The sequence below is a fragment of the Pandoraea cepalis genome (genome assembly GCF_902459665.1).
In the GTDB taxonomy this organism is placed as follows: Bacteria; Pseudomonadota; Gammaproteobacteria; order Burkholderiales; family Burkholderiaceae; genus Pandoraea; species Pandoraea cepalis.
This window is the reverse complement of sequence record NZ_CABPSL010000001.1, coordinates 774630-797089: the sequence shown is the minus strand read 5'-3', so window position 1 is coordinate 797089 and position 22460 is coordinate 774630. Positions and strand designations below refer to the sequence as shown.

Sequence of the window (22460 nt, the reverse complement as noted above, 5' to 3'; positions counted from 1 at the left end):
GGTCCATGTGGCCCCCCCGACGCTGTGCCGGGGTGCCTTGCTGATAGGTTTGGCAACTTTTTTGGTACTTTATAACAAAATTGTCAAACACAGGGAATTAAAAGCTATTATAGGAGGCATCCAGCGGCCCTATCCGCATCGTCACGGAGATGATTTCCAATGAATGATACAAACTATCAGCACGGCATGATCGATACCCTCAACAAGGGTCTGGGGGCGATGGAAGTCCCGCTCGCCCCGTCCGCGACGGCCGGATTGGGATGGAATCTGCTGGACGAAGATCTGAGCCTGCCGACGGCGGTGCTCTACGAGGAAAAGATCCGTCACAACCTCGCGTGGATGCAGCGCTTCGTGCATGAGTACGGCGTGAAACTCGCCCCGCACGGCAAGACGACGATGGCGCCCAAGCTGTTCCGCCGCCAACTCGAGGGGGGCGCGTGGGGCATCACGCTCGCCACGGCGCAGCAGACCCACGCGGCGTATCACCACGGTGTGCGACGCGTGCTCATGGCGAACCAGCTCGTCGGCAAGCGCAACATGGCGCTGATCGCCGATTTGCTGACGGATCCCGATTTCGAATTCTTCTGTCTGGTGGACTCCGCCGCCGCGGTGGAGCATCTGGGCAAGTTTTTCCGTGCGCGCGGCCAGTCGATCCAGGTGCTCATCGAACTGGGCGTGACGGGCGGCCGTACCGGGGTGCGCGACGCCGCGCAGCAGCAGGCGGTGCTCGACGCCCTGGCGCAGTATCACGACGCGGTCAAGCTCGCGGGTGTGGAAGTCTACGAGGGGGTGCTGAGCACCGAAGCGGACATTCGTGCGTTCCTGCAACGCGCGGTGGGCATCACGCGCGAACTGGTGGCGGCGGGTCGCATCGAGCGCACGCCGGCGGTACTCTCGGGTGCGGGTTCGGCGTGGTACGACGTCGTCGCGGACGAGTTCGCGCACAAGGACGTGGGCGCGCCGCTCGACGTCGTGTTGCGCCCGGGCTGCTATCTCACGCACGACGTCGGCATCTACAAGGCCGCGCAAGCGCAGATCGCCACGCGCAACCCGATCGCGAAGCAGATGCGCTCGCAACTGCAACCGGCGCTGCAACTCTGGGCGTATGTGCAATCGATCCCAGAGCCGGAGCGCGCGATCATCGCGCTCGGCAAGCGCGACGCGGCGTTCGATGCCGGCATGCCGGAACCGGCGCTGCAGTTCCGTCCGGGCGAGAGCAAGACACCGACGGCGACGCCGGCGCACTGGGAAGTCACGGGCATGATGGATCAGCACGCGTATCTGCGCATCGCCCCGGGCGACGACATCCGCGTGGGCGACATGATCGCGTTCGACATCTCGCATCCGTGTCTCACGTTCGACAAATGGCGTCATTTGCCGGTGATCGACAGCGATTACAACGTCGTCGACATCGTGCAAACGTTCTTCTGATCGCGCATCGACAACGCAACGCGTATCGCTCCAGCCGCTGTAGCGCGCTACAACGACAAAGCCGCCCGATGTGCACTGCCCCGCGAGGTTGGACGCGAATCCAACCGTTGGGATGCAGCTCACGATGGGCGGCTTTTTTACGTCCGACACGGTCGCGATGTGCGCAGTGGCGCGTCGCGACGAGGCGCTTACGCGCGACTGCGCGACGCGCGTTTTCCGGGTGACGTGGCTAACGCCGGTGTCGGCGTCTCGACGTGCGCGGGTCGCGTCGCGTCACCACTTGACTTCGCGTCGGTATCGGTCGCTTTCGCTCGCGACGCCACCGACTTGAACTGCGCTTCCAGATGGCCGAGCGCGGTTTCCAGCGTTGCGATCTCGGCGGGCGTCATGCCTTCGAGCGCGTCGTCGAAGAACGCCTGGCGGCGGGGCGTCGCCTCGTCGTACACGGCCATGCCGGCGACGGTAAGTGTGACGTTCGTGAGACGGTTGTCGTGCGGATCGGTGGCGCGCGAGATCCAGCCGAGCGCTTCCATCGACTTCAACTGACGCGTGAGCGACGCCGGATCGAGACGGCAATGTTCCGCGAGAAACTTCTGAGAACAGGTGCCTCGCTCGGCCAGCGCGAGAATGATTCGCCAGCGCGGCAGCGGGTGTCCGACCTGGGCGTCGAAGGCAAGCATCATCGCCCGATAGGTCTGGCCGAGTTGCTGGATAACGTTGCGTCTTTGCGGTGTGGGCATCGCGTCACTCCCCGACGGGCGGCTGCGGCTTGGCGCCGCGCGTCAGACGAATGAGCGGCACGCGCTTGACGAACCACAGACCGGCAAGCGCTGCCGCGAGCGACATCATTTGCCCGTTGTGGATGGCGGCAACGAGCGACGTGCGAGCCGATTCGATGAAGAGCGCGCCGTTCTGCCCCAGGGGCGCGAGCGCGCTCAGGAAATCGCTTTGCGATTGCGCATTGACGAGGATCTGCGGATCGGCAAGTTGCGGCACCCAACGCGTACCGCCGTTGGCGGCGAGGGCATCCGTCACACGGCCGGTGTAGCTGTGGTTCACGAGCGTACCGACGATGGCCGTGCCGAGCATCCCGCCGATCATGCGCAGCGATTGCATGAGCGCGGTGGCGATGCCCAGGTGCGCGGGCCCGGCAACTTCCTGAGCGAAGACGGTGAGGTTCGGCATGACGAAACCGAGGCCCAGTCCGGCGAACAGCATGTAGGTGGCGATCAGGGCATGCGGCGTGCCGCGATGCGTGGTGATCACGCCGGCGCACGCGAGCGCGAGCAGAAAGAAGCCGCCGTAAAGCATCACGTTAGGGTTCGGCAGACGGGTGATGAGGCGGCCGTTCACGATGCTGCCGACGGTGATACACACGACCATCGGTGTGATCAGCAGACCCGTTTCGCGCGGCGAGAGGCCGAAGCCGCCCTGGAGCAGCAATGGCGCGTAGAACAGCACCCCGAACATGGTGAAGCCGGCGAAGGCTGACAGCACGAAGAGCGGCGCGAGTTTCTTGTCGCGGAACATTTCGAACGGCACGATCGGATGCGACGTGCGCCGCTCCCACCAGTAAAGCGCATACGACGAGATCGCCAACACGACGAGCAACATGAGCACGCCGCGCGAGAGGCCATCGGCGGGCAGCCATTCGACGAGCATTTGCAGGCTACCGAGCGTGGCGGTGATCAGGACGGCGCCGAGCCAGTCGAGGCTCGCCTTGCCGTGCCCGCCGGCGCGCATGTGCGGCAGGTGACGGCCGACAAACCACAGTCCGAGCAGTCCCACAGGGAGGTTGACGTAGAAAACCGAGCGCCAGCCGTAGGCTTCGGTGAGGAAACCGCCGAGCGAGGGCCCGATGGCGTTGGCGATCCCGAAGGCGGAGCTGAGCATGACCTGCCAGCGCAGACGCACGTGGGGATCGGGAAACAGCTCGGGGATGCAGGCGAACGCGGTACCGACGAGCATGCCGCCGCCGATACCTTGCAGAGCGCGCGCAATGACGAGGAACAACATGCTGTTCGAGGCGCCGCACAGGACCGATGCGGCGGTGAAGATGATGATGGCCGCAACGACGAAGGGCTTGCGTCCGTAGAAGTCGCCGAGTCGTCCGAAGATCGGCACGGTGATGACGGAAGTCAGGAGATACGAGGTCGCGACCCAGGCGTAGTACTCGAAGCCCTTGAGTTCAGAAACGATGGTCGGCAGCGCGGTACCGACCACTGTCTGGTCGAGCGCCACCATCATCGTACAGAAACACAGGCCGAGCATCGCCACGATCGATTGCCGGAACGGCAATACCTGCCCCGCCGAATGCGGGGTATTGGGACTGGGAGCCATTTTTTGACGGATCAATGTTTGATCAGTCAAATATTTTAACACGTCGAGGGGCGTGGCGTGTTTGCCATGCATGAGACGGCCGCTCCGAGCAACGGCACAACGGTGAGAGCCGTTCGATAACGCCTATGGCTCGACTGACGTCTGGGCGGCGCCAACCAGTATTGTTCGACGCTCGCCAGCGCGGCAGCGTGGTGCGCGCAGCGGGTTACTCACCCTGCGCGCGGCATCGTCCGGCGACTTTGTTTGGCTGTTGAACTGCGCGGCTTACGGATGAATGGTTTCACCGCGATTCAGCATACCGATGAACTCCTCGATCCTGCGCCCCCGCGTCGCGGACGTTTTGGCGTTCTGTATCCGAAACAGGATCGCGTAGCGGTTTCGGCCGCTCAGCGTTGCAAAGAACTCGCCGGCCTTGGGATTGGCATCCAGTGCGACCTGCAGATCGTCCGGCACGACCGAGTTACTGGGCGAGGTATAGGCTGCCTCCCAGCGGCCGTCCGCTTTGGCTCTCTCGATTTCCCGCATGCCAGAAGGCAGCATTCTGCCTGCGGCGATCAGCGTTTCGGCCCGCTCTTTGTTGAGCCGGGACCAGATACTTTTTGCGGAGCGTCGCGTGAAGCGCTGCAACCAGTATTCATCACTTTCCGTCTGCTTTTGACCGTCGATCCAGCCATGGCAAAGGGCACTTTCCAGCGCCTGCTCATACGTCAATGTCTGCAGCCCGGCGCCCTTCTTGGCAAGACGCAGCCATATCCCGGTCGACGTAACGCCGTTCTGAGTCAACCAATTTTCCCATTCGTGCTGGTCAAGGAATGTGAAACGAGGTTCAGTCATGGAGATATCCGGATGAATGCTTTCACGCAGCGATGGTCCATGATTCGCCGAAGCCTCACAGACTACCGATTCTTGCGGATTTTGGAATACCCGATTTAGCGACAATCCAGCGTGGACTTGCCCTAGGGAAGATGGAGGTCTTCCCGACTTAACATCCCGTTGATCGGGCGTCCCGCCAACATCCGCCGTTGCCATCGGGCAGGTATCGGCCAGCTTCTGCCGTTCGCCTGAATTAAAGGCCGGACACTCGGATGCCCAGTTGACTTCGAAACCCGTCAACGTCCGATCCGGCTCTTGGACGCGTGGATCGAACACGGACGGCCGTGCTGAGCCTAACCCGGTCCATCGCTCGCCGCCGCCAGCAGCGGCACGATTAGATCGCTGACCGGCGTGGCGATGCCACGCGCGCGGCCGCAACGCTGTATGACGCCGTTCCGGCTATCCCATTCGAGCGGCCGGCCTGCTTGCCGGTCGGCGAGGATCGATGTGCCAAGGTCGGATGGTGCGCGCCGGAATCCATCGACGATTTCTCGCATGACCTCATTGCCTAGTGCCGCGCCTTCCGCACGAGCGACCTCGATGCACTCCTTCAGATACGCGAGCGACAGGTGTTCGATATCGGCGCGGGAATACATGCCGGCGCGGCGGCCCGTCAGAACCATCAATCCGGCGACTGCGTTCTGAAGCAGTTTGCGCCAAGCGATGCTGGTGAAGTCCTCGGTCACATCCACGGAACATCGGGTGTCGCGCAACGCCGTCACGACCGCCCGGGCAGCCGGCGTGTCCGGCAATGTGAGTCTCGGTTTCGCATGCAGCCACACCGAGGCATCGACTTTCCGTTCAGCGGGAAACCAGACCACCGAAGGCAGCACACGGTCTTTCGACACGTAAGGCGCGAATTGATCCCTTTGTTCCACGCCGTTCTGCAACACGCAAACCACGGTCTTCTCGCCGCACAACGCGGACAGCCATGTCGACGCAGCTTCGACCTGCGTCGTCTTCACCGCGACGAAGACGAGATCGAACGTCGTTTCGATGCCGGCCGGATTTGTCCGCACGGGACCAGGCACGTAAATCTGTCCGCCGTCGAATCGCACGCGCAGATGGTCGTGTGCGGTGCGCCCGAATAGCGCCAGGGTACGGCCTGCTTCGTGAAGCGCAGCGGCAACGGTAGCGCCGATTGCGCCAGGGCCCACCAGGGCGATTGTCGGAGTGTCATGCATTGTCGTAGGCTCCATGATGTGTTGAGCATCGCTCGTACTTGGCAACTCACGTCGTGCTCAGATGACGGCGAAGCGCAAGCGCTAACGGAAAGATGACAAGCGCGGTGGCGGCGGTCACGATCGTCGCACCGTGCACGCCGATCCGATCGCCCACCAGTCCGTACGCGACCGGAGCGAGTGCCCCCGATGCGATCGTGCCGGTGTAGAAGAGCGCGAACGCCCGCTCGGTGCGGCCGGCCGGCGCGAGTTCGGGTACCGTCCCATAAAGTACCGACGACGTGCCGTTGAGCATCACACCGAGCAGCGGCAGCAGGATCGTCGCGGGCGCGAGCGGCAGCCAGATCACGGCGAGAATCAGCAGCGCGGTGGCGCCTTCGGTGGTGAACACCGTTCCTATCACGCCGACCCGCGCGCCGAGCGCGCCGCAAGCGAACTTGCCCGCCGCGCCGCCGATGAACACCAGCGCCAGCGCCGTACCCATCATCTGAGGCGAGATGCCTTTCGAGCGCAGGAGAAACGGCAGGAACGTGAGCAAGCCCATCCGCACAGCGGTATCGAGCACGCCGATCGCGAACAGCAGCGAGAATCCGCTTCGCGAACCTTTCGTGGCTTCGCTGGCCGTCGCTTCGGCTTCCGATTCGTTTCTGCGCACCGAAGGGAGGAAAAGTGCGATGACCAGCGCGACCAGAATACCGATGGTCGACATCGCCCACAGCGCATGACGCCACGGCATGAAGTTAATCAGCAGCGAAACGGCCGCGGGCAGCGCGGATTTGCCGAGATCGCCTGCAAAGTTATAGACACTGAGCGGAGCGCGGGCGTCGCGTCCGTATGCACGCGACACGGCGCCCGACGCGAGCGGATGCTGCGTGCTCGATCCGCAACCCGACACGGTGAGCGCAACGCATAGCCCCAGCAAAGAGCCCGACATGCCCGCGAGGGCATAGCCTAGGGCGGCGAGCAGCGTTCCGATCGCGAGCGTCGCGCGCGTGCCAAGCAAGCGTGCCAGGCTGCCGGCAGGCACTTGCAGCGTCGCCATGGTGCCCGCGTAGATGCCGCGCAACAGCGCGAGCGCGCCGTAGCCGAGACCGAAATCCGCCTGCCATGTAGGCAACAGCGCGTAGATCATGTCGGTGTAGCCGTCGTGCAACGCGTGTGCCGTGCACGAGAGCCATAAAACGCGTTTGCGTTGCGCGGAGCGGGTCGGATCGGGGCACTCGGCTGTGTTCGTCGCCGGCGCGCAGAAGAAGAGAAGTCGCATTCGTTGGACCAGGGCGCGCAAGTGCGAGTCACGTCGCGCATATCGTTGCAAGCCAGACCGAAGTGTACGGTTGCCCCACCGGTGCAACAACTGACATAAAATTGCCTCGGACGGGAGAAAAAGTCACCTATGAGTACCAGGAAGCGCGTCGCCGCGGATACCGAAAAGTTACCCCCCTTGAATGCCTTGCGGTACTTCGAGGCGGTGGCCCGTCTCGGCAGCTTCGCGGGTGCGGCGAACGAGCTTCACGTGACGCATTGGGCGGTGGGTAAGCAAATCCGCATGCTGGAAGACTGGTTCGGCGTTCCGTTGTTCGAGCGTCGCGCGCGCGGCGTCGTGCCCACCGACGAGGGAACCACATTGCTCGGCGATGTCAACGGCGCGTTCGCGCAGCTGGGCAATTCGGTGGGCCTATTGCGACGGGAATCGATCACGCGTCGAATCAGGGGTGTGGTACGCGTGAATGCGTTGGCGAGCTTTGCGCTGTGCTGGCTTATTCCCAGGCTGGCAGATTTCCAGGCGCTGTATCCGGACGTCGATGTGAGGCTTTCGACCACTTCGCGCCGGCTCCGCTATGTCAGCGATGCATTCGACGTCGGCGTGCGCTCCGGACCCGAAGACGCGGCCGGCCTCAAGTCATCGATCCTGATGCCCGACCTGCGCTTGCCCGCATGCAGTCCAAAGGCTTTGGTCAGTCGTCCGCTCCGCACCGTCGCCGATTTGCGCAACCACACATGGCTGCATTCGACGAGCACGCATACAGCATGGTCTGAATGGGTACGGGAGGCGGGCGAGCCGACCATGCGGGGTGTACGCCATCTCAATTTCGATCACGTGTTTCTACAGTTAGCCGCGGCGACGGAAGGCCTCGGCGTTACCCTGGCGTCGCTGCCCCTCATCGAGCGCGAGATCGCCGCGGGGAGGCTCGTGTGTCCATTGCATGGACCGGTTTGGCGCGGCCCCGATTACACCATGGTCGTCAATGTGGATCGTGCGGACGACGAAGCCGTCAGGGCGTTCAGAAAGTGGATCGTCACTGCGGCAAAAGCCAGCTTCCCATCGAGCATGAAGTCTTTCTAGCGTGGACTGTTGACGCTGATGGTTAATGCTCATTGAGGGACGAGGGGTATGCTCGCGCTGTTGCAGAGAATGGCCGATCGCGGCCGCCCTCCTTCGTCAGGGGATGTGCATTCGGATGACCGTCTATCTCCGACAAGAGACATTTAAGGCAGCCAACAGAGAACATCCGGGAAGGGTCAGAAACTGCCCTTCGCGCGTGACCGGTATCGGCCATAAACGGACTTCTACAAAGCACGAACGTCTGGCCGTTCTCCTCGGACGTTGCGACGCTCAATCCGCGCCAGGCTGCGGGGAAGAATTGAAATGATCGACTCCGGACACACCAGGCCGGTGTTGCGGGCCGGCCAAGCGCGAGTTAGTGCGCCTTCAAGAATGCGGCAATCAGTCCGGTAATCGCTTGCGGCGCATCCTCGAAGCTGTAATGGCCGACCCCGGCGAGTCGGTGAACCGGCGCCATGGGAAATAGCTCGCTGAACAGCGGAAGAAAGTGTTCAGCTGCCAGCGTCCGATCGGCCTCCCCCCAGATGGCAAGCGCTGGCTTTGAACGGATCGCGTCGAGTGCTAGCGCGTCTGGCACTTCGAAACGATGTGCCCCGATCGCGAAGCCCTTTGCCCAGCCAATCGCGCCTGCACTGTCGGTCGGCAGAGCGAAGCGCGAGCCGTAGGCGCGCAGCCACGTATCGTCAATACGCGCGTGGTTTTCGAAGCCGTTAAGCTTCAAGACACTCAGGATGTTGAAGCCCAGTTCGTCCAGCACGGGTTCGAGACGACCTTGCGAATCGGAGCGGAGAATCCACTGGAACCATGGCGAGACTGCGGCATTCGCATTCAGCCGGTCGAATAACGTGCTTTGACCAAACGGCGTCGGTCCGTTCGTGCTGACGACTCGGCGAATGCGGCCCGGATGCCGTGCGGCGAGTCCCATGCCAACGGGGCCGCCGAAGTCGTGCATGACGAGAGTGATGTCGTCTAAATCCAGCGCAAGCACGAGCTTTTCAAGGTTGTCGATATGATCCTGTAGCCAGTACGTGCGATGTTCCGGCGTCTCGCTCTTGCCGAATCCCATGTGGTCGGGCGCGATCACACGGTAGTCGCCCGCGAGCGCCTTGATCAGATCACGAAACAGGTAGCCCCACGTCGGTTCCCCGTGAATGCACAGGACGACCGCGCCGTCGGCAGGCCCTTCGTCAACGTAATGCATGCGAAAGCCGGCAACATCGCTGAAGCGCGGCGAAAACGGAAACGTTCCGTCAAACGTGTCATTGGATGGTGTCATATTGGGGGTCTCTTGACGAAGGGACCGGCGGGAAATCCGCGCGGTCGAAAGAGGTTAAACTTTGACATCGCTGTCAAGGTCAAGCGTTTCTTTCTGGGGATGTCATGCGTATCGGAGAACTGGCTCGCCGCACCGGTGTCAGTGAGCGGATGCTGCGGTATTACGAGAACGAAGGTCTCCTCAATCCGAGGAGGACCGATTCGGGCTACCGCGAATACGGTTCCGACGAAGTAGACGCCGCACAGCGCATCCGCACGCTCAGCGCGGCAGGTTTGAAGATCAGCAGTATCCGGCTATTGCTGCCTTGTGTACTCGGTGAGAAACCGGTGTTTCATCCATGCGTAGAGGCGCGCGCGTTGCTGCGCGGTGAAGTCGAAAAGCTCGACGTTCGGCTGCGCGAACTCAGTGAAACGCGAGAAGTCGTTGCGAGGCTGCTCAATGCGGTCGATACCAACGAGACATTGGCGCTCTAACAGTTGCGTAGGTTCGAGTACTGATGCACCGCCGCTGGGCGAGACCGATCGAGTTGACGTGTTTCGATCGAGGGTGGAAGCAAATGATTCGGATCACCGTCCAGAAAATGTCTCCACGAACGACCGTAATCGAGCGTGGTAGAGACGCTCACAAATAGCTGTCCGACGGCGGAGAAGGGTCGGGTAGCGACCGTCCGTACGTGCACACTCAATCTCCCTTTATCTGAAAGGAGATTGTCATGAAATCCGAGAATGTCGCCGTTAGCCGTCGTGTGCCATGGAATAAGGGCAAACTCACCGGGCAGAAACCGCCGCTAAAGCTCCGGGAAATTTGGGCGATCCGGACGAGGCTTCAGATGGCGTCGAACGTTCGTGAGCTCTCGATGTTCAATCTCGCGATTGATAGCAAGCTGCGGGCGTGCGACCTCACGCGGTTGCGGGTCCAGGATGTCCGTCGCGGAAGCCAGGTGGCGTCGAGGGCAACAGTTATGCAGCAGAAGACACAGCGGCCAGTGCAACTTGAGATCACGGAACAGAGCCGGGAGAGCCTCGAAGCGTGGATCGAAGCCCAGGGACTGAAGGCTGCGGATTTTCTGTTCCCGAGCCGGATTCATACGTCCCCGCAACTGTCGACGCGGCAATATGACCGCCTGGTACACCGCTGGGTCGCATCGATTGGCCTCGACGACACCGCATACGGTACCCACACGATGCGCCGCACGAAAGCTTCGCTGATCTACCGGCGGACGAAGAACCTTCGAGCGGTGCAGTCGCTGCTCGGGCACACAAAGCTGGAAAGCACGGTTCGCTACCTGGGAATCGAGGTCGACGATGCCCTCGAGATGGCGGAGCAGACCGAGGTTTGACCGCATGGCGGCCGGCGAGCGGTCGCTTGCCGGCCATAACCGGTCACTCGACGACACGGACTGAATCGTCAACACTCATGTGCTGTACTTCCGCGTAAAGACAAACTGACGAGGCGTTTTCAGCACGAATGGTGATCATTCCGGATCCGCGCGATGCGGGGAACCAAACCGCTCGGCTAATTGTCGTCGTGGACATCTTGGGTTTGAGCATGTCAACAACGATGCGCTTTGCTTAAAATAATCTCCAGGATTCGGGGCGGCTCGCATTGCCGTTACATGAAAGGACTAAACACACTTCCGTGGGAAGGATGCTCAACAACGTTGTATCGAGCGTTAAGCAATTTTCGCGGAGTCCGCTGCCGCAAGCGAACCTCGGGTAGCGTTCTGCTCCTCCTTAACCAGTTCGATGAATGCCCTAAGTGGAGCGGACTTAAATCTGCTCGAGAAGTACAGTTGAGGCCCTTCGAATGTGCGCCACCAGTCATGCAAGACAGGGTGTAGCTCACCGATTTCCAGATAAGGGGTTAGCCAGTTTTCGAAAGTGCCGATGACACCGCGTCCGTCGCGCGCGAATCCGATTGCTGCCGAAGCACCATCCACGCCGACGATGAGGCGGCCAGGCGGATCGACCCTGACTGTTTCCTCGCCACGCTCGAACATCCACTCGACGAGCGCGCCGCTCGAAAAACGCAACCGGATACATTCGTGATTCAGCAAGTCGCTCGGGTGTCTGGGAGCGCCGCGCGCTGCAAGGTACCCGGGTGCAGCGGCCCATGCGATCCGCTGACAACGCGGTCCAATCGACACGGCTATGGTGTCTTGTGCCAAATGCTCGCCGTATCGAATCCCAGCGTCGCAACCAGCTGCCACTATATCGACGAGTCGGTCATCCACCATGATTTCAACGCGAACTTGCGGATGGGCTTCCATGAAGCGGTCGATGATCGGCGGCAGGATATCGACCATCACCGCGCCCGTCACGTTGATCTTGAGAAGCCCACGTACGACGCTCCGCGAACTAGCGGCGTCACGCAACGCGGCACGCGTTTCTGCCATTAGCGGCGCAATACGGGTGGCAAGTGTGCGCCCCGTCTCCGTCGGCGTGACGCTGCGTGTGGTGCGGATCAGCAACGGGACGCCCAACTGCGCTTCAAGTTGTGCGATCCGTTCGCTTACTGTCGAAGGAGACAGGCGCAGCCGTTGGGCAGCGGCACGAAAACCTCCCGTATCCAGCACAGTCAGGAAGACCGAGAGCAGATCCAGATTGGAATCGACGTCATGATTGTTCGGCATGCCGATCAGTCTATTCGACTTTTACATGATTATCAAAAAGTATCAAACAGAATAGAGTGGCCGCAAGCTCATTCCGGAGGACAAAAACATGAATACCACTAAAACTGTTTTGATCACAGGCGCTAACAAGGGCATCGGCTACGAAACGGCTCGACAACTCGGTCGGCTGGGATATCGCATCTGGCTTGGCTGCCGTGATGCCGCGCGCGGCGAGGTAGCAATGAAGTCTTTGGTGGCAGAGGGCCACGACGTTCGGCTTTTGCCTATCGACGTGAGCCAGGACGAAAGCGTACGTGCTGCTGCTGCGCGTGTGCGGGACGAAGACGGTCGCCTTGATGTACTGATCAACAACGCCGGCATTCCAGGCGGCCCTCACACGACGCCCAGCCAACAACCGATCGACAGCATCCGCGCTGTATACGAGACAAACGTTTTCGGTCCGATCCGCGTGACTCAGGCGTTTGTGCCGTTGCTGAAATCTGCTGGTCAAGGTGCTGTCGTGATGGTGAGCAGCGGGCTCGGATCTCTCGGCTGGCTGTCTGATCCGGCTAACCAGTTCTATGGCGTGAATATCCTCGGCTACAACAGTTCCAAGTCGGCCCTCAACGCTGTTGTGCTGGCTTTTGCAAAAGAGCTCGCGTCAGTCGGCATCAAGGTTGATGCTGTCGATCCAGGCTACACCGCTACCGATTTCAACAACCATTCGGGTTACCGCACAGTGGAACAGGCAGCCGCTGGCATCGTCTGGCTCGCGACCCAAGACCCGGCGGGGCCGTCGGGACGCTTCTACTTCGAACAGAATCAGATTCCTTGGTGATAGGCCCTTTGCGTGTCCGCCTGACGCCTGCGTGGCCGTAGCGCCGGAGCGGTCTTGAGGACTCGAGAGGACACGCGAATCAGGGTGAGTCCAGGAGTTGAGAGATATTTCCTGGTGGTGGGGCTCTCGCGTTAGCACTCGAAGAGCGATCCAGAATCGAGCGGACCACGACGTTGGTCGCCCGCTCGAATGGCCGCTTTCGAGAAATCTGGCCGGCCGTTCAGGGTCGGCTACGGTCAATCAGGTAGGACCGAATTCGGCCAAAAGCAGGCATCGCGTTTCCCCTTCAACCGGACACTCGAATGTCATGACCCCGTCCGGGAATGGACCTTTCCTGTCTCGTCATAGACAATGATGTTGAATCCTTCGCCGGGCGCGGGTGGGACAAAGTAGCGGGTGATCTGATCGTACTGTTCTTCCGATGTATGGAAAGGATGCTCGCCTGACACGTTCCTCGCCATTAAACGAGATTTGCAGATCTCGTCGCTCACATCCAGATAGTGAAGCCGATGCTCGCAGCCGACCGCCTGGAATAGTGAGTGGCCCCACGCACGTGTGCTGGCCGTATTAAATGGAAAGTCGAGTACCACGGATATGCCCGTCGCGAGGAGCGCCTTGATGTGCTCTGTGAGGACCGCTCTCATGCGTGCTGCGCGGCTTGCATAATCGTTCAGCGTATGAATCTCGTCTGGGTAAAGACATGCAATCCATTTGTCCTCGCTAACCAGGACCGTCCGAGAGACACCAACCAGGCGAGCCGTCAACGTGGACTTGCCCGAAGCGATTTTCCCACAAACCATATGCAAAACAGCCGTCTCACGAAAGCCAACTGCGTCGACTACTCGATTCTCACTTGTCATCTCCAGGCGCTCCGTCCAGGGCCCAGAAAGCAAAAACCCGCTTTCTGGGCGGGTTGTGAATGCATATTGCCAACTCAATAGCTATCCCGCCGAGACTCTCGCGGTGCTAATAATCGAGTTGAGGATAAATTGGTTCATGTCGCAGAGCTTAATTCAACCAGCGAGACGGGGCAAGTGCCGGCGCCAACCGCACAGCACAGTCCGAGCAGTAGAGTGACCATCCAACGCCGGACGACAGCTAACGCGTCGAAAGCGGCCAGTCCATTGGCGCTGATCCCAACGACGGTTCAGGGTCGTCCTGAGCCGGCGGACCGATAACCCTTACCGACCGGAACGAATCGTTCGACGGCCACAAACAGATGCGGCAACCGTCGTTGGCGCATCCGTTCGTCGCCGACCGTCATCACAAGCCCGCGACAATTACTGCGACGCAAGCATCAGGTCCAGGTTCTGAACCGCAGCGCCAGACGCGCCTTTGCCAAGGTTGTCGAAAACGGCGGCCAGCAAGACTTGTCCGTCGTCCACGTTATGAAACACGCTTAATTGCATGTCGTTCGTACCGTTCAGCACTTGTGGATCCAAGTGCTCCACGGCGCTCGATTCATGCAGCGGCAAGACCCGCACGTGAACCGCCTCAGCATAGTGGCGAGCGAGGGCGGTGTGTAGCGCCACGCCGTCCACGCCGGGCGCCAGCAACCGCACCGCCAGGGGCACCGTCAGCACGATGCCCTGACGGAACGCTCCGTATGCCGGGACGAAAATGGGACGCTCCGCGAGCCCCGCGTGCTTCTGGATTTCCGGCGCGTGTTTGTGCGCGAGTTTCAGGCCATAGACCTGGTATGACGGCGCGTTGACGGCTCCCGCCCCCTCATACTCCTCCACGCCTGCCCGTCCCCGACCGGAGTACCCCGAGACCGCATGAATGCTGATCGAGTAATCGGGCGGGATAAGCCCGGCCTGCACCAACGGCCCCAGCAAGCCAAGCGCACCGGTCGGATAGCAACCGGGGTTGGTGACGCGGCGGGCGTTGGCAATTCGTTCGGCCTGCCCCGGCGCCATCTCCGGAAATCCGTAGACCCAGTCCGGCTGTGTGCGGTGCGCGGAGCTGGCGTCGATGACTCGAACCGCAGGATTGACAATCGCGGCCACGGCCTCGCGTGCCGCGGCATCAGGCAAACAGAGAATCGCGATGTCGCAGGCGTTGATGAATTCCGCGCGACGCCGCAAATCCTTGCGCTCCGCGGCATCAAGCGTCATTAGTCTGATGTCGGTCCGGTGACGAAGCCGTTCCTGGATCAGCAACCCGGTGGTGCCTTGATCGCCGTCGATGAAAACAACGGGAGAGCCCATACGTGAAATACTCCGTTGACTTTGAATGGTAACCAGCAAAAACAAGCACGAGTCCCTATATTCCGCGGACAGATAGAATAGGGAAAGTTGAATTTCATAACGTGATCATTCAGTTTTTCTGACTTTGGACGCCGACATGCGAGAAATCAGCCTGGACCGCTTGCGCACCCTTGTGGCCATCGCAGATCGTGGCTCATTCGCCGACGCGGCACGTGCATTGCACTTGGCACCGCCAACGGTCAGCCTCCACATCGCGGAACTGGAAGACCGCATTGGGGCGCCATTGCTGTCGCGAAAGCGCGGCCATGTCAGGCCGTCGGCAATAGGCGAGGTGCTGGTGGAGCGCGCACGTCGATTGCTGTCCGATGCGGAGCAGGCGTTAGCGGATATTCAACGCCAGGTGCAAGGACTCGAAGGGCGCGCGCGGATCGGCGCTTCGACGGGCGCGATCGCACACCTGTTACCGCAAGCGCTTGAGGTGCTGCGCCAGCACCATCCCGCCATCGACATTCAGGTTGCAGTGCTCACGTCGCGGGAGACGTTGTCCGGACTGGTGGATGGAACGCTGGACGTTGGGCTCGTTGCGCTGCCTCAGCCGCCCGAGGCTGGACTCGTGATCACGCCTTGGAGGCGCGACCCCGTGATGGCTTTTGTGCCGGCACATTGGCAGTGCCCTGCCCGTGTCACGCCCGCATGGCTCGCTGGCCAACCGCTCATTCTCAACGACGCGACAACGCGTCTTTCACAACTGACGGCGGAGTGGTTCGCGACCGGGGGGCATCAACCGGTGCCACGCATCGAGCTTAACTACAACGACGCGATCAAGAGTCTGGTCGCGGCAGGATACGGCGCCGCGCTGTTACCCCATGAGGCGACTGCGCCATTGCCCGACAAGCGCGTTGTCATGCGCCCATTGCGGCCGGCGATGTGGCGTCGGCTCGGCATTGCCCATCGCGCGGGGCACATCGAGCGCTCCACGCAACACGTACTTGATGTGTTGCGCGATCTGCGAATGGCATAGTCATTGCGCTGCATGCGCCTCACATCGACACCCCATTAACGAGGCATGACGGATGAATGTAACGTTCGAGAGCACAACGCACAGCGACGTCGAATCGCTTCTATCAACGGCACGGATTCGCGAAGACGATAGAAACGGAGTGGGATATCTACTACGTTCGCAAACCGCAATGACGACAGTTACCGGCCATCTCCGGTCGGTCATGGATCGCATTCAGGCGGCCGTTCACCCTCGATCAGCGGTCCTTCAACACGAGTCGCTTGCCACCATTGAGGAGAGTTGGCTTGCCTAGCGTTACGAGAGTCGGCTTGCCTGCATTGTGAGGAAACGCGAGTTAAGGCGTGACGGCGATAGTGCTGCCCGGCGTGTTGCATTGCGGCGAGCCTAGGGCAACAAGCGAATAGGGCCGCAGCCGTTGGCCCACAAGCGGTTGCGCGCTCGGCAAGCAGGCAGCCGGCGTCGTGACTCGGGGCCCGTGGGGCTACGCGAAACGCCCTCAGAGCCTTCCGGATTTTGGACTCGCCGGAGAGAGCTAAGGGCTTTCCCTAGAATCAGTCAAATCTCCTTGACGGGCTGACGCGGGCTTCGTACATTTGCGCCATCGATTGCCGAGTTTCATTGGCAATCCGCGGCAACGATGCCGTGCTACATGGAAGGCTATGCAGCCCCCGAACTTGCGTACCAACGCTGGTTCGGGGGCTTTTTGCTTTTGGAGAACAGAATTGGAAAACTTTCAGCGCAGCCCTGCCCCTCGGAACACTAACGGTCCGGTTGTGGCCTGCGTACAGATGGAGCCCCGCGTCGGCGAAAAGCATGAAAACGTCGCGAGGTCGCTCCGCTACATCGAGGAAGCTGCGAAGAACGGCGCGGCCCTCGTTGTCCTGCCCGAATTGGCCAACACCGGCTATGTTTTTGCCGACCGCGAAGAAGCGTTCGCGCTGGCCGAAGATCTTCCGAACGGCGAGACGGTCCAGATCTGGGCTGACGCGGCACAGCGTCTTGGCGTACATATCGTTGCGGGCGTTGCAGAGCGCGAGGGCAAGCGACTTTACAACTCGGCTGTCTGCGTCGGCCCGTCCGGGCACATCGGGACGTACCGGAAGCTCCACCTTTGGAACAACGAAAACGTCTACTTCGAACCGGGTAATCGCGGCGCGCCGGTGTTCCATACAGCGCTCGGGAGGATCTCGATCGCAATCTGCTACGACGGATGGTTCCCGGAGGTGTACCGGCTGGCAGCCGCCCATGGCGCCGACATCGTCTGCGTGCCAACGAACTGGGTGCCCATGCCGGGGCAGCCGGCAGAGCACCAGGCGATGGCCGCGACGCTCACCATGGCCGCTGCACATAGCAATGGCCTGATGATCGCGTGCGCGAACCGGATCGGCACCGAGCGCGGGCAACCATTCATCGGACAAAGCCTGATCGTGGGCGGTGACGGATGGCCGCTGGCCGGCCCCGCTAGTCAGGATCGCGAAGAAATCCTGTATGCACAAATCGATCTGCAGGGCATCCGGTCTGGGCGCTCGCTCAATGCTTTTAACCACTTGCTGCGCGACCGGCGCATGGACGTGTACGACCCGATGCTGGGCACGGGCTGGCCTTCCTCACGTCCGTGAGCTGCCAGGCAATGTCCGCATGATCCTGAAAACGAAACCGACCTTACGTGAAGGAGACACCATGAATCAGTTCAAACATCGCGTCCTTGTAGGCGCCGTAGCTGCGATAGCCGCGCTTGCTGCAAACACATATGCCGCAGAGCCCATCAAGATCGGTGTTGCGGTTGGCTTGTCCGGCGCCAACAGCGTAGTCGCACCTGCCGTCGTGCAGTCATCGCAGCTCGCGGTCGAAGAAATCAACGCCGCCGGTGGCATCCTGGGACGCAAGGTCCAGCTCGAAATCGCAGACGACGCGTCTGGTGCAGTCGGCGCACAGAAGGCGTACGACACGCTGGTGTTCCAGAAAGACGTTGACGCGATCATCTCGATGGAGACCAGTGCGGCGCGCAATGCTGCTTTGCCCATCGTCGCTCGCGGCAAGAAGCCGTTCATCTACACGTCGTTCTATGAAGGCCGGTCGTGCAGTCCGTGGATGTATGTCAACGGCTGGGTGCCGGAGCAACAGGTCGCACCTGTCGTCGACTTCTTCGAGAAGAGCAAGGGCGCGAAGACGTTCTACCTGGTCGGCAGCGACTATGCGTTCGGTCGCGGCATGCTCGAGTTCACAAAGAAATATATCGAGCAGCACGGCGGCAAGGTTGTCGGTGAAGAGTACCTGCCGATCGACAGCACGGACTGGACACCGATTCTTTCCAAGATCCGTTCCGTTCATCCCGATGCGCTGATTAGCGCCACAGCGGGGGGAGCGCCTAATGTGGCGCTCGCCAAGCAGCTGAAGGGTTCGGGGATGACGCTGCCGTACGGCAACCTCGCCATTGACGAAGGGACAGCGAAGAGCATGGGTGACGTTGCCACGGGCATCTACATGTCCGGGTCCTATCTGACGAGCATTGACACGTCCGCAAACAAGAAATTTCTCACTGCAATGGACAAACAGTTTGGGAAGGACGTAAAGACGCCCAACGAACTGTCCGAGCCGCAGTACGAGGCCTTCTTCCTTTACAAGGCCGCGGTCGAAAAGGCGGGCTCGACAGACCCAGGCAAGGTGATAAAGGCACTTGGCCAGGTATCGTTCAATGGGCCACGCGGCGTGGTATCGATGGACAAGAGCCGGCACACGCCGCTTGCGATGCGCCTCGGTCAGATCCAGCCCGATGGTTCCGTGAAGATTTTGCAGACCTTCCCTGATGTCAATCCGGGCTCGCAATGCCCGAACATCAAGTAGACGAGGTCAAGGACAAGGCATCCGCCTGCTGGCTTGGCGTGGTACGCCGCGCGGGCGGATGCGACTGGAGACGGAAATGGTTCTAGCACTAGATATTTTCACCACCGCGGCGATACTGTTCATCGTGACCGCCGGCTTGATGATGATTTTCGGCGTGATGAAAATCGTCAACTTCGCCCACGGTGCGCTGCTGACGATGGGTGCCTACTCGAGCTTTGTGGTCACGCAATTGAAACTCAATCCATGGTTTGGCGTGCCACTCGCAATGGCTGTGGGCGTAGGAGTTGGCATGCTCGTCGAGCAGGTGATCGTGCGTCCCCTGTATAAGCGCCCCCTCGACGCAATCCTTGCCACCTGGGGTCTCGGAATCGTCATCGGGCAGATCATTGTGATGGTGTTCGGCCGGGAGGTGCAGTTTGTCGAAACGCCGCTGAAGGGAGCATTCTCGATCGCCGGTACGGACTATTCTGCCTATCGCCTGCTGCTGATTCCGATCGCGTTGGGCTTGTGCGGGCTTCTCACCGCGCTACTGTCCGGCACACGCTTTGGCGTCAAGACCCGTGCGGTGATCATGAATGAGGATCTCGCGCGCGGACTCGGCATTCATTCTGGACGCATCCGCTTCATCACGTTCAGTCTGGGCGCAGCGCTTGGTTCCCTGGCGGGCACGCTGATTACGCCCTTGTCAAGCGTCGATCCCAACATGGGGCTACCGTGGCTGGTCAGTGCCTTCATGCTGGTCATGGTTTCAGGCTACTCGATGGTCAGCCTGCTGGTTACGTGTCTGGTGTTCGGGGCGTGCCAGGTTCTTGTTAGCACGTTTGTCAGTCCGGTATTGGGTGGCCTGACCATCGCCGTACTTGCCGCTCTCACGCTGCGCGTTCGTCCGAAGGGGTTCTCGCATGGCTAAAATCAACATGTCGCCGGCCCCTGTCGGCGTCAAATCCTCGCAAAGCGAGATTCGGTTGTCGGATCGGCGAAAGATACCTTCGCGCGGAATGCTTCTGGTCGGTGCATCGGCCGTTCTGCTGCTGGCCGTCGGTCCGTTCCTGTTCGGCACGTACCTCCTGAACGTCCTGATTCAGGCGTTCTTCTTCTCGATCGTCGCGGTAACCGTCGACATCCTGTGGGGCTATACGGGTTACCTGACGTTCGGGCAATCGGCCTTCTTCGGCGTTGGTGCCTATGCCGCGGGCCTCTTGTTCACATACGGCGGCTTCTCGCCCGGATACGTCGTACTGGCAGTGGGCGCCGCCATCCTCGTCGCGGCCGTGATCGCAGTGTTGCTCGGCTGGCTGTCATTTTATCGGGGCGCTTCTCCATTCTTTGCCACTGTGATGTCGCTCGTCTTGCCAATCGTTCTCAGCCAGGTGCTCCTGTCTGGCGGTGAGTGGACCGGCTCAAGCTCGGGCCTGACCGGCTACGAAACATTTGATCTGTCGCTCCACGCGTGGTACTGGATAGCGGGTGCTGGATTGCTGGGCATCGCGACGCTTGCGTGGCTTTTCGTGCGCAGCGATGGCGGCCGCGTGCTGGTGGCCATTCGCGATAATGAATCGCGCTGTTCATACCTTGGCATCAACACATCGCTTGGGAAGATTGTCCTGCTGGTTGTGGCGGCCATTGTTGCCAGCATCGCGGGATTTGGCTATGGATCGTTCAGCGGCGTGGTTGCGCCGGAACTGACCGGCTTCGTTCTAGGGACGCAGTTGATCATATGGGTCGCACTCGGCGGTCGAGGTACATTGTGGGGACCTGTGATTGGCACGCTGCTGATCAATGTTGCAACGTCGTATCTGAGCGGCAGCATGCCGTTTGCATGGCAGCTCATCCTTGGTGCGGCGTTCGTCGCGGTAATTGTCCTGTTGCCGCAAGGCCTGGTGCCATTGCTGCTCAAACCGTTTCGCAGTCTGACTGGAAATGCCGTTGAACTCGAACTGGTTGAGCGTCCCGTGCGCCCCGATCATGTGCAACCGGCTTCCGCGCCGGCGCTGCAGATGGCCGGTGTCGCCAAACATTTCGGTAGCCTGAAGGTGCTGCAGGGCATCGACCTGAATGCCAAAGCGGGGGAACTGGTTGGACTGATCGGGCCGAACGGAGCAGGCAAAACCACATTGATGCGATGCATGAGCGACGGTGCAGAGCGTTCCGACGGCACGGTTGTGCTTTGCGGAAATGATATCCGCGATTTGCCGCCTGACCAGTGCGTGCGTTTCGGTCTGGGCCGCAAATTCCAGAACGCGAACATATTCGATTCCCTGACAGTCGGGGAATGCCTGAGGATCTCTGGCACGATCATCGAACGGCCTTCGTTCTTCAAGCGTTCACACACGCTTGCATTGCCACCGTATGCGCTCGAGGTAGTTCGCACAACGGGCCTCGACCAGAAGCTGGGGGCCGTAGCGAAAGACCTGTCGCACGGCCAGCAGCAGGCACTGGAACTGGCGATGGTGCTTGCATTGGAGCCGCGTATCGTGCTGCTCGACGAACCAACGGCAGGATTGACAAAAACCGAACGTACGCAGATCGGCAACGTGCTTGCGGCATTGGCTCACCAGTATCAACTGTGTTGCCTGCTGGTTGAACACGACCTCGACTTCGTGAAGGAAATCGCAACACGCATCGTAGTCCTGCATCAGGGTCAAATCGTGATGCAAGGCAGCTTCGATGAGGTAGTCAATTCGGAGTTGGTCAGAACGATATATGCCGGAACCGCGCACGATACGGGAAGCGCGGGTACCGCCACATCAGGGGAGGCATCATGAGCCAGATCGCATTGGACCTGCAGGACGTGACCAGCGGATACAAGGCTTCCGTGGTGCTGCGCAAGCTATCCATGACCGTCGCGAGCGGCGACGCGGTAGCCCTGCTTGGCAAGAACGGCATGGGCAAGACGACGCTGCTCAAGACGATCATGGGCTACCTGCCGAAAAAGAGCGGTGCAATCCATCTGAACGGGCAGGACATCACCCGCCTGCCGCCGCACCGGATTGCCCGTGCCGGAATCGCTTACGCGGCGCAGGAACACGCGTTGTTTCCGGATCTCACTATCCGTGACAATCTGCGCCTCGGACTTGAAAAGGTATCGGTGTTCGACGAGCGGTTTGCGGAAATCGAACCGATTTTTCCGGTCTTCAAGAGCCGACTCAAGCAACATGCGGGCACACTGTCCGGCGGCGAGCAGAAGATGTTGCTGGTCGCCCGCGCCCTCATGATGCGCCCATCGATCATCCTGCTTGATGAAATCACTGAGGGTCTGCAACCGTCGGTCATTGACCGCCTTGCCGAAGCGCTGCTTTGGGAACGACGTCGCCACGGCACAACACTGCTGCTGATCGAGCAGCACGTGCCTTTCGCCCTGAAGGTCGCAGACCGCTATGCCGTGCTGAAGCAGGGCGAAATTATCGACAACGGTGATGCGAAAAACCCGGTAGCTGCAGATTCGGTATTCGAGCACCTCCGCGTCTAAGTCGGTCTGAAAAGACACGCCG

General features: G+C 60.7%; 20 protein-coding genes and 1 pseudogene. 12 read left to right on the top strand and 9 right to left on the bottom strand.

Annotated elements, in window-relative coordinates; all coding sequences use genetic code 11:
* Positions 1-159: 159 nt before the first annotated feature.
* Positions 160-1431: an amino acid deaminase gene (locus PCE31106_RS03680; protein WP_150562423.1), complete on the top strand. Its 1272-nt coding sequence runs from the start codon at positions 160-162 to the stop codon at positions 1429-1431.
* Between the two features lie 188 nt (positions 1432-1619).
* On the opposite strand, the gene PCE31106_RS03675 is transcribed toward PCE31106_RS03680, so the two are convergent.
* From PCE31106_RS03675 to PCE31106_RS03655, 5 genes are all read right to left on the bottom strand, one after another.
* On the bottom strand, positions 1620-2171 hold the full coding sequence (locus PCE31106_RS03675) for a MarR family winged helix-turn-helix transcriptional regulator (protein ID WP_150562422.1): 552 nt from the start codon (positions 2169-2171) through the stop codon (positions 1620-1622).
* Between the two features lie 4 nt (positions 2172-2175).
* Positions 2176-3771: an MDR family MFS transporter gene (locus PCE31106_RS03670; RefSeq protein ID WP_150562421.1), complete on the bottom strand. Its 1596-nt coding sequence runs from the start codon at positions 3769-3771 to the stop codon at positions 2176-2178.
* 264 nt (positions 3772-4035) lie between these two features.
* Positions 4036-4605: a YdeI/OmpD-associated family protein gene (locus PCE31106_RS03665; RefSeq protein WP_150562420.1), complete on the bottom strand. Its 570-nt coding sequence runs from the start codon at positions 4603-4605 to the stop codon at positions 4036-4038.
* 332 nt (positions 4606-4937) lie between these two features.
* Entirely contained in the window at positions 4938-5828 is an 891-nt protein-coding gene (locus tag PCE31106_RS03660) for an oxidoreductase (protein WP_150562419.1), read from the bottom strand.
* 46 nt (positions 5829-5874) lie between these two features.
* The gene (locus tag PCE31106_RS03655; protein WP_150562418.1) at positions 5875-7089 is read right to left on the bottom strand and encodes an MFS transporter; all 1215 of its coding nucleotides are present in this window, start codon (positions 7087-7089) and stop codon (positions 5875-5877) included.
* A gap of 129 nt (positions 7090-7218) precedes the next feature.
* Here PCE31106_RS03655 and PCE31106_RS03650 point away from each other — a divergent pair, with 129 nt between their 5' ends.
* Positions 7219-8169 (top strand): LysR substrate-binding domain-containing protein, encoded by a 951-nt coding sequence (locus PCE31106_RS03650; RefSeq protein WP_150562417.1) that lies wholly within the window; start codon positions 7219-7221, stop codon positions 8167-8169.
* A 355-nt stretch (positions 8170-8524) separates the two neighbouring features.
* Here the strand turns inward: PCE31106_RS03650 and PCE31106_RS03645 are convergent, their stop codons facing one another.
* Positions 8525-9445, bottom strand: coding sequence for an alpha/beta fold hydrolase (locus tag PCE31106_RS03645; RefSeq protein WP_150562416.1), 921 nt, complete (start codon positions 9443-9445; stop codon positions 8525-8527).
* Between the two features lie 104 nt (positions 9446-9549).
* On the opposite strand from PCE31106_RS03645, the gene PCE31106_RS03640 reads away from it, so the two are divergent.
* Positions 9550-9918, top strand: a complete 369-nt coding sequence (locus tag PCE31106_RS03640; protein ID WP_150562415.1) for a MerR family transcriptional regulator — start codon at positions 9550-9552, stop codon at positions 9916-9918.
* Between the two features lie 239 nt (positions 9919-10157).
* A complete protein-coding gene (locus PCE31106_RS03635; RefSeq protein WP_150562414.1) occupies positions 10158-10784 on the top strand; it encodes a tyrosine-type recombinase/integrase in 627 nt (208 codons plus the stop codon).
* A 333-nt stretch (positions 10785-11117) separates the two neighbouring features.
* Here PCE31106_RS03635 and PCE31106_RS03630 read toward each other — a convergent pair whose 3' ends face one another.
* Positions 11118-12077 carry a LysR family transcriptional regulator gene (locus PCE31106_RS03630; RefSeq protein ID WP_150562413.1) on the bottom strand — a complete coding sequence of 320 codons (960 nt, stop codon included), beginning with the start codon at positions 12075-12077 and terminating at the stop codon, positions 11118-11120.
* Between the two features lie 88 nt (positions 12078-12165).
* Between PCE31106_RS03630 and PCE31106_RS03625 the strand changes: the two genes are divergently transcribed.
* Positions 12166-12894, top strand: coding sequence for an SDR family oxidoreductase (locus PCE31106_RS03625; RefSeq protein ID WP_150562412.1), 729 nt, complete (start codon positions 12166-12168; stop codon positions 12892-12894).
* A 305-nt stretch (positions 12895-13199) separates the two neighbouring features.
* Here PCE31106_RS03625 and PCE31106_RS03620 read toward each other — a convergent pair whose 3' ends face one another.
* Together PCE31106_RS03620 and argC are read right to left on the bottom strand one after the other, a co-directional pair.
* Positions 13200-13754, bottom strand: coding sequence for a P-loop nucleotide/nucleoside kinase family protein (locus tag PCE31106_RS03620; protein ID WP_150562411.1), 555 nt, complete (start codon positions 13752-13754; stop codon positions 13200-13202).
* 420 nt (positions 13755-14174) lie between these two features.
* Complete coding sequence (argC, locus tag PCE31106_RS03615) at positions 14175-15104, bottom strand: N-acetyl-gamma-glutamyl-phosphate reductase (protein ID WP_150562542.1); 930 nt, start codon at positions 15102-15104, stop codon at positions 14175-14177.
* A gap of 136 nt (positions 15105-15240) precedes the next feature.
* Here argC and PCE31106_RS03610 point away from each other — a divergent pair, with 136 nt between their 5' ends.
* From PCE31106_RS03610 to PCE31106_RS03580, 7 genes and pseudogenes are all read left to right on the top strand, one after another.
* Positions 15241-16125 (top strand): LysR family transcriptional regulator, encoded by an 885-nt coding sequence (locus PCE31106_RS03610; protein WP_150562410.1) that lies wholly within the window; start codon positions 15241-15243, stop codon positions 16123-16125.
* Positions 16126-16196: 71 nt separating this feature from the next.
* A pseudogene (locus PCE31106_RS24230) lies at positions 16197-16298 on the top strand (GNAT family N-acetyltransferase); the annotation flags it as partial.
* Between the two features lie 549 nt (positions 16299-16847).
* Complete coding sequence (locus PCE31106_RS03600) at positions 16848-17744, top strand: nitrilase family protein (RefSeq protein WP_437343784.1); 897 nt, start codon at positions 16848-16850, stop codon at positions 17742-17744.
* A 61-nt stretch (positions 17745-17805) separates the two neighbouring features.
* Positions 17806-18969 (top strand): substrate-binding protein, encoded by a 1164-nt coding sequence (locus PCE31106_RS03595; protein ID WP_150562408.1) that lies wholly within the window; start codon positions 17806-17808, stop codon positions 18967-18969.
* 76 nt (positions 18970-19045) lie between these two features.
* Positions 19046-19879: a branched-chain amino acid ABC transporter permease gene (locus PCE31106_RS03590; protein WP_150562407.1), complete on the top strand. Its 834-nt coding sequence runs from the start codon at positions 19046-19048 to the stop codon at positions 19877-19879.
* 88 nt (positions 19880-19967) lie between these two features.
* Positions 19968-21734 carry an ABC transporter permease subunit gene (locus PCE31106_RS03585; protein WP_254440911.1) on the top strand — a complete coding sequence of 589 codons (1767 nt, stop codon included), beginning with the start codon at positions 19968-19970 and terminating at the stop codon, positions 21732-21734.
* Complete coding sequence (locus tag PCE31106_RS03580) at positions 21731-22438, top strand: branched-chain amino acid ABC transporter ATP-binding protein (protein ID WP_035534536.1); 708 nt, start codon at positions 21731-21733, stop codon at positions 22436-22438. Before PCE31106_RS03585 ends, PCE31106_RS03580 begins: the two co-directional genes overlap by 4 nt.
* The last annotated feature ends 22 nt before the right edge of the window (positions 22439-22460 follow it).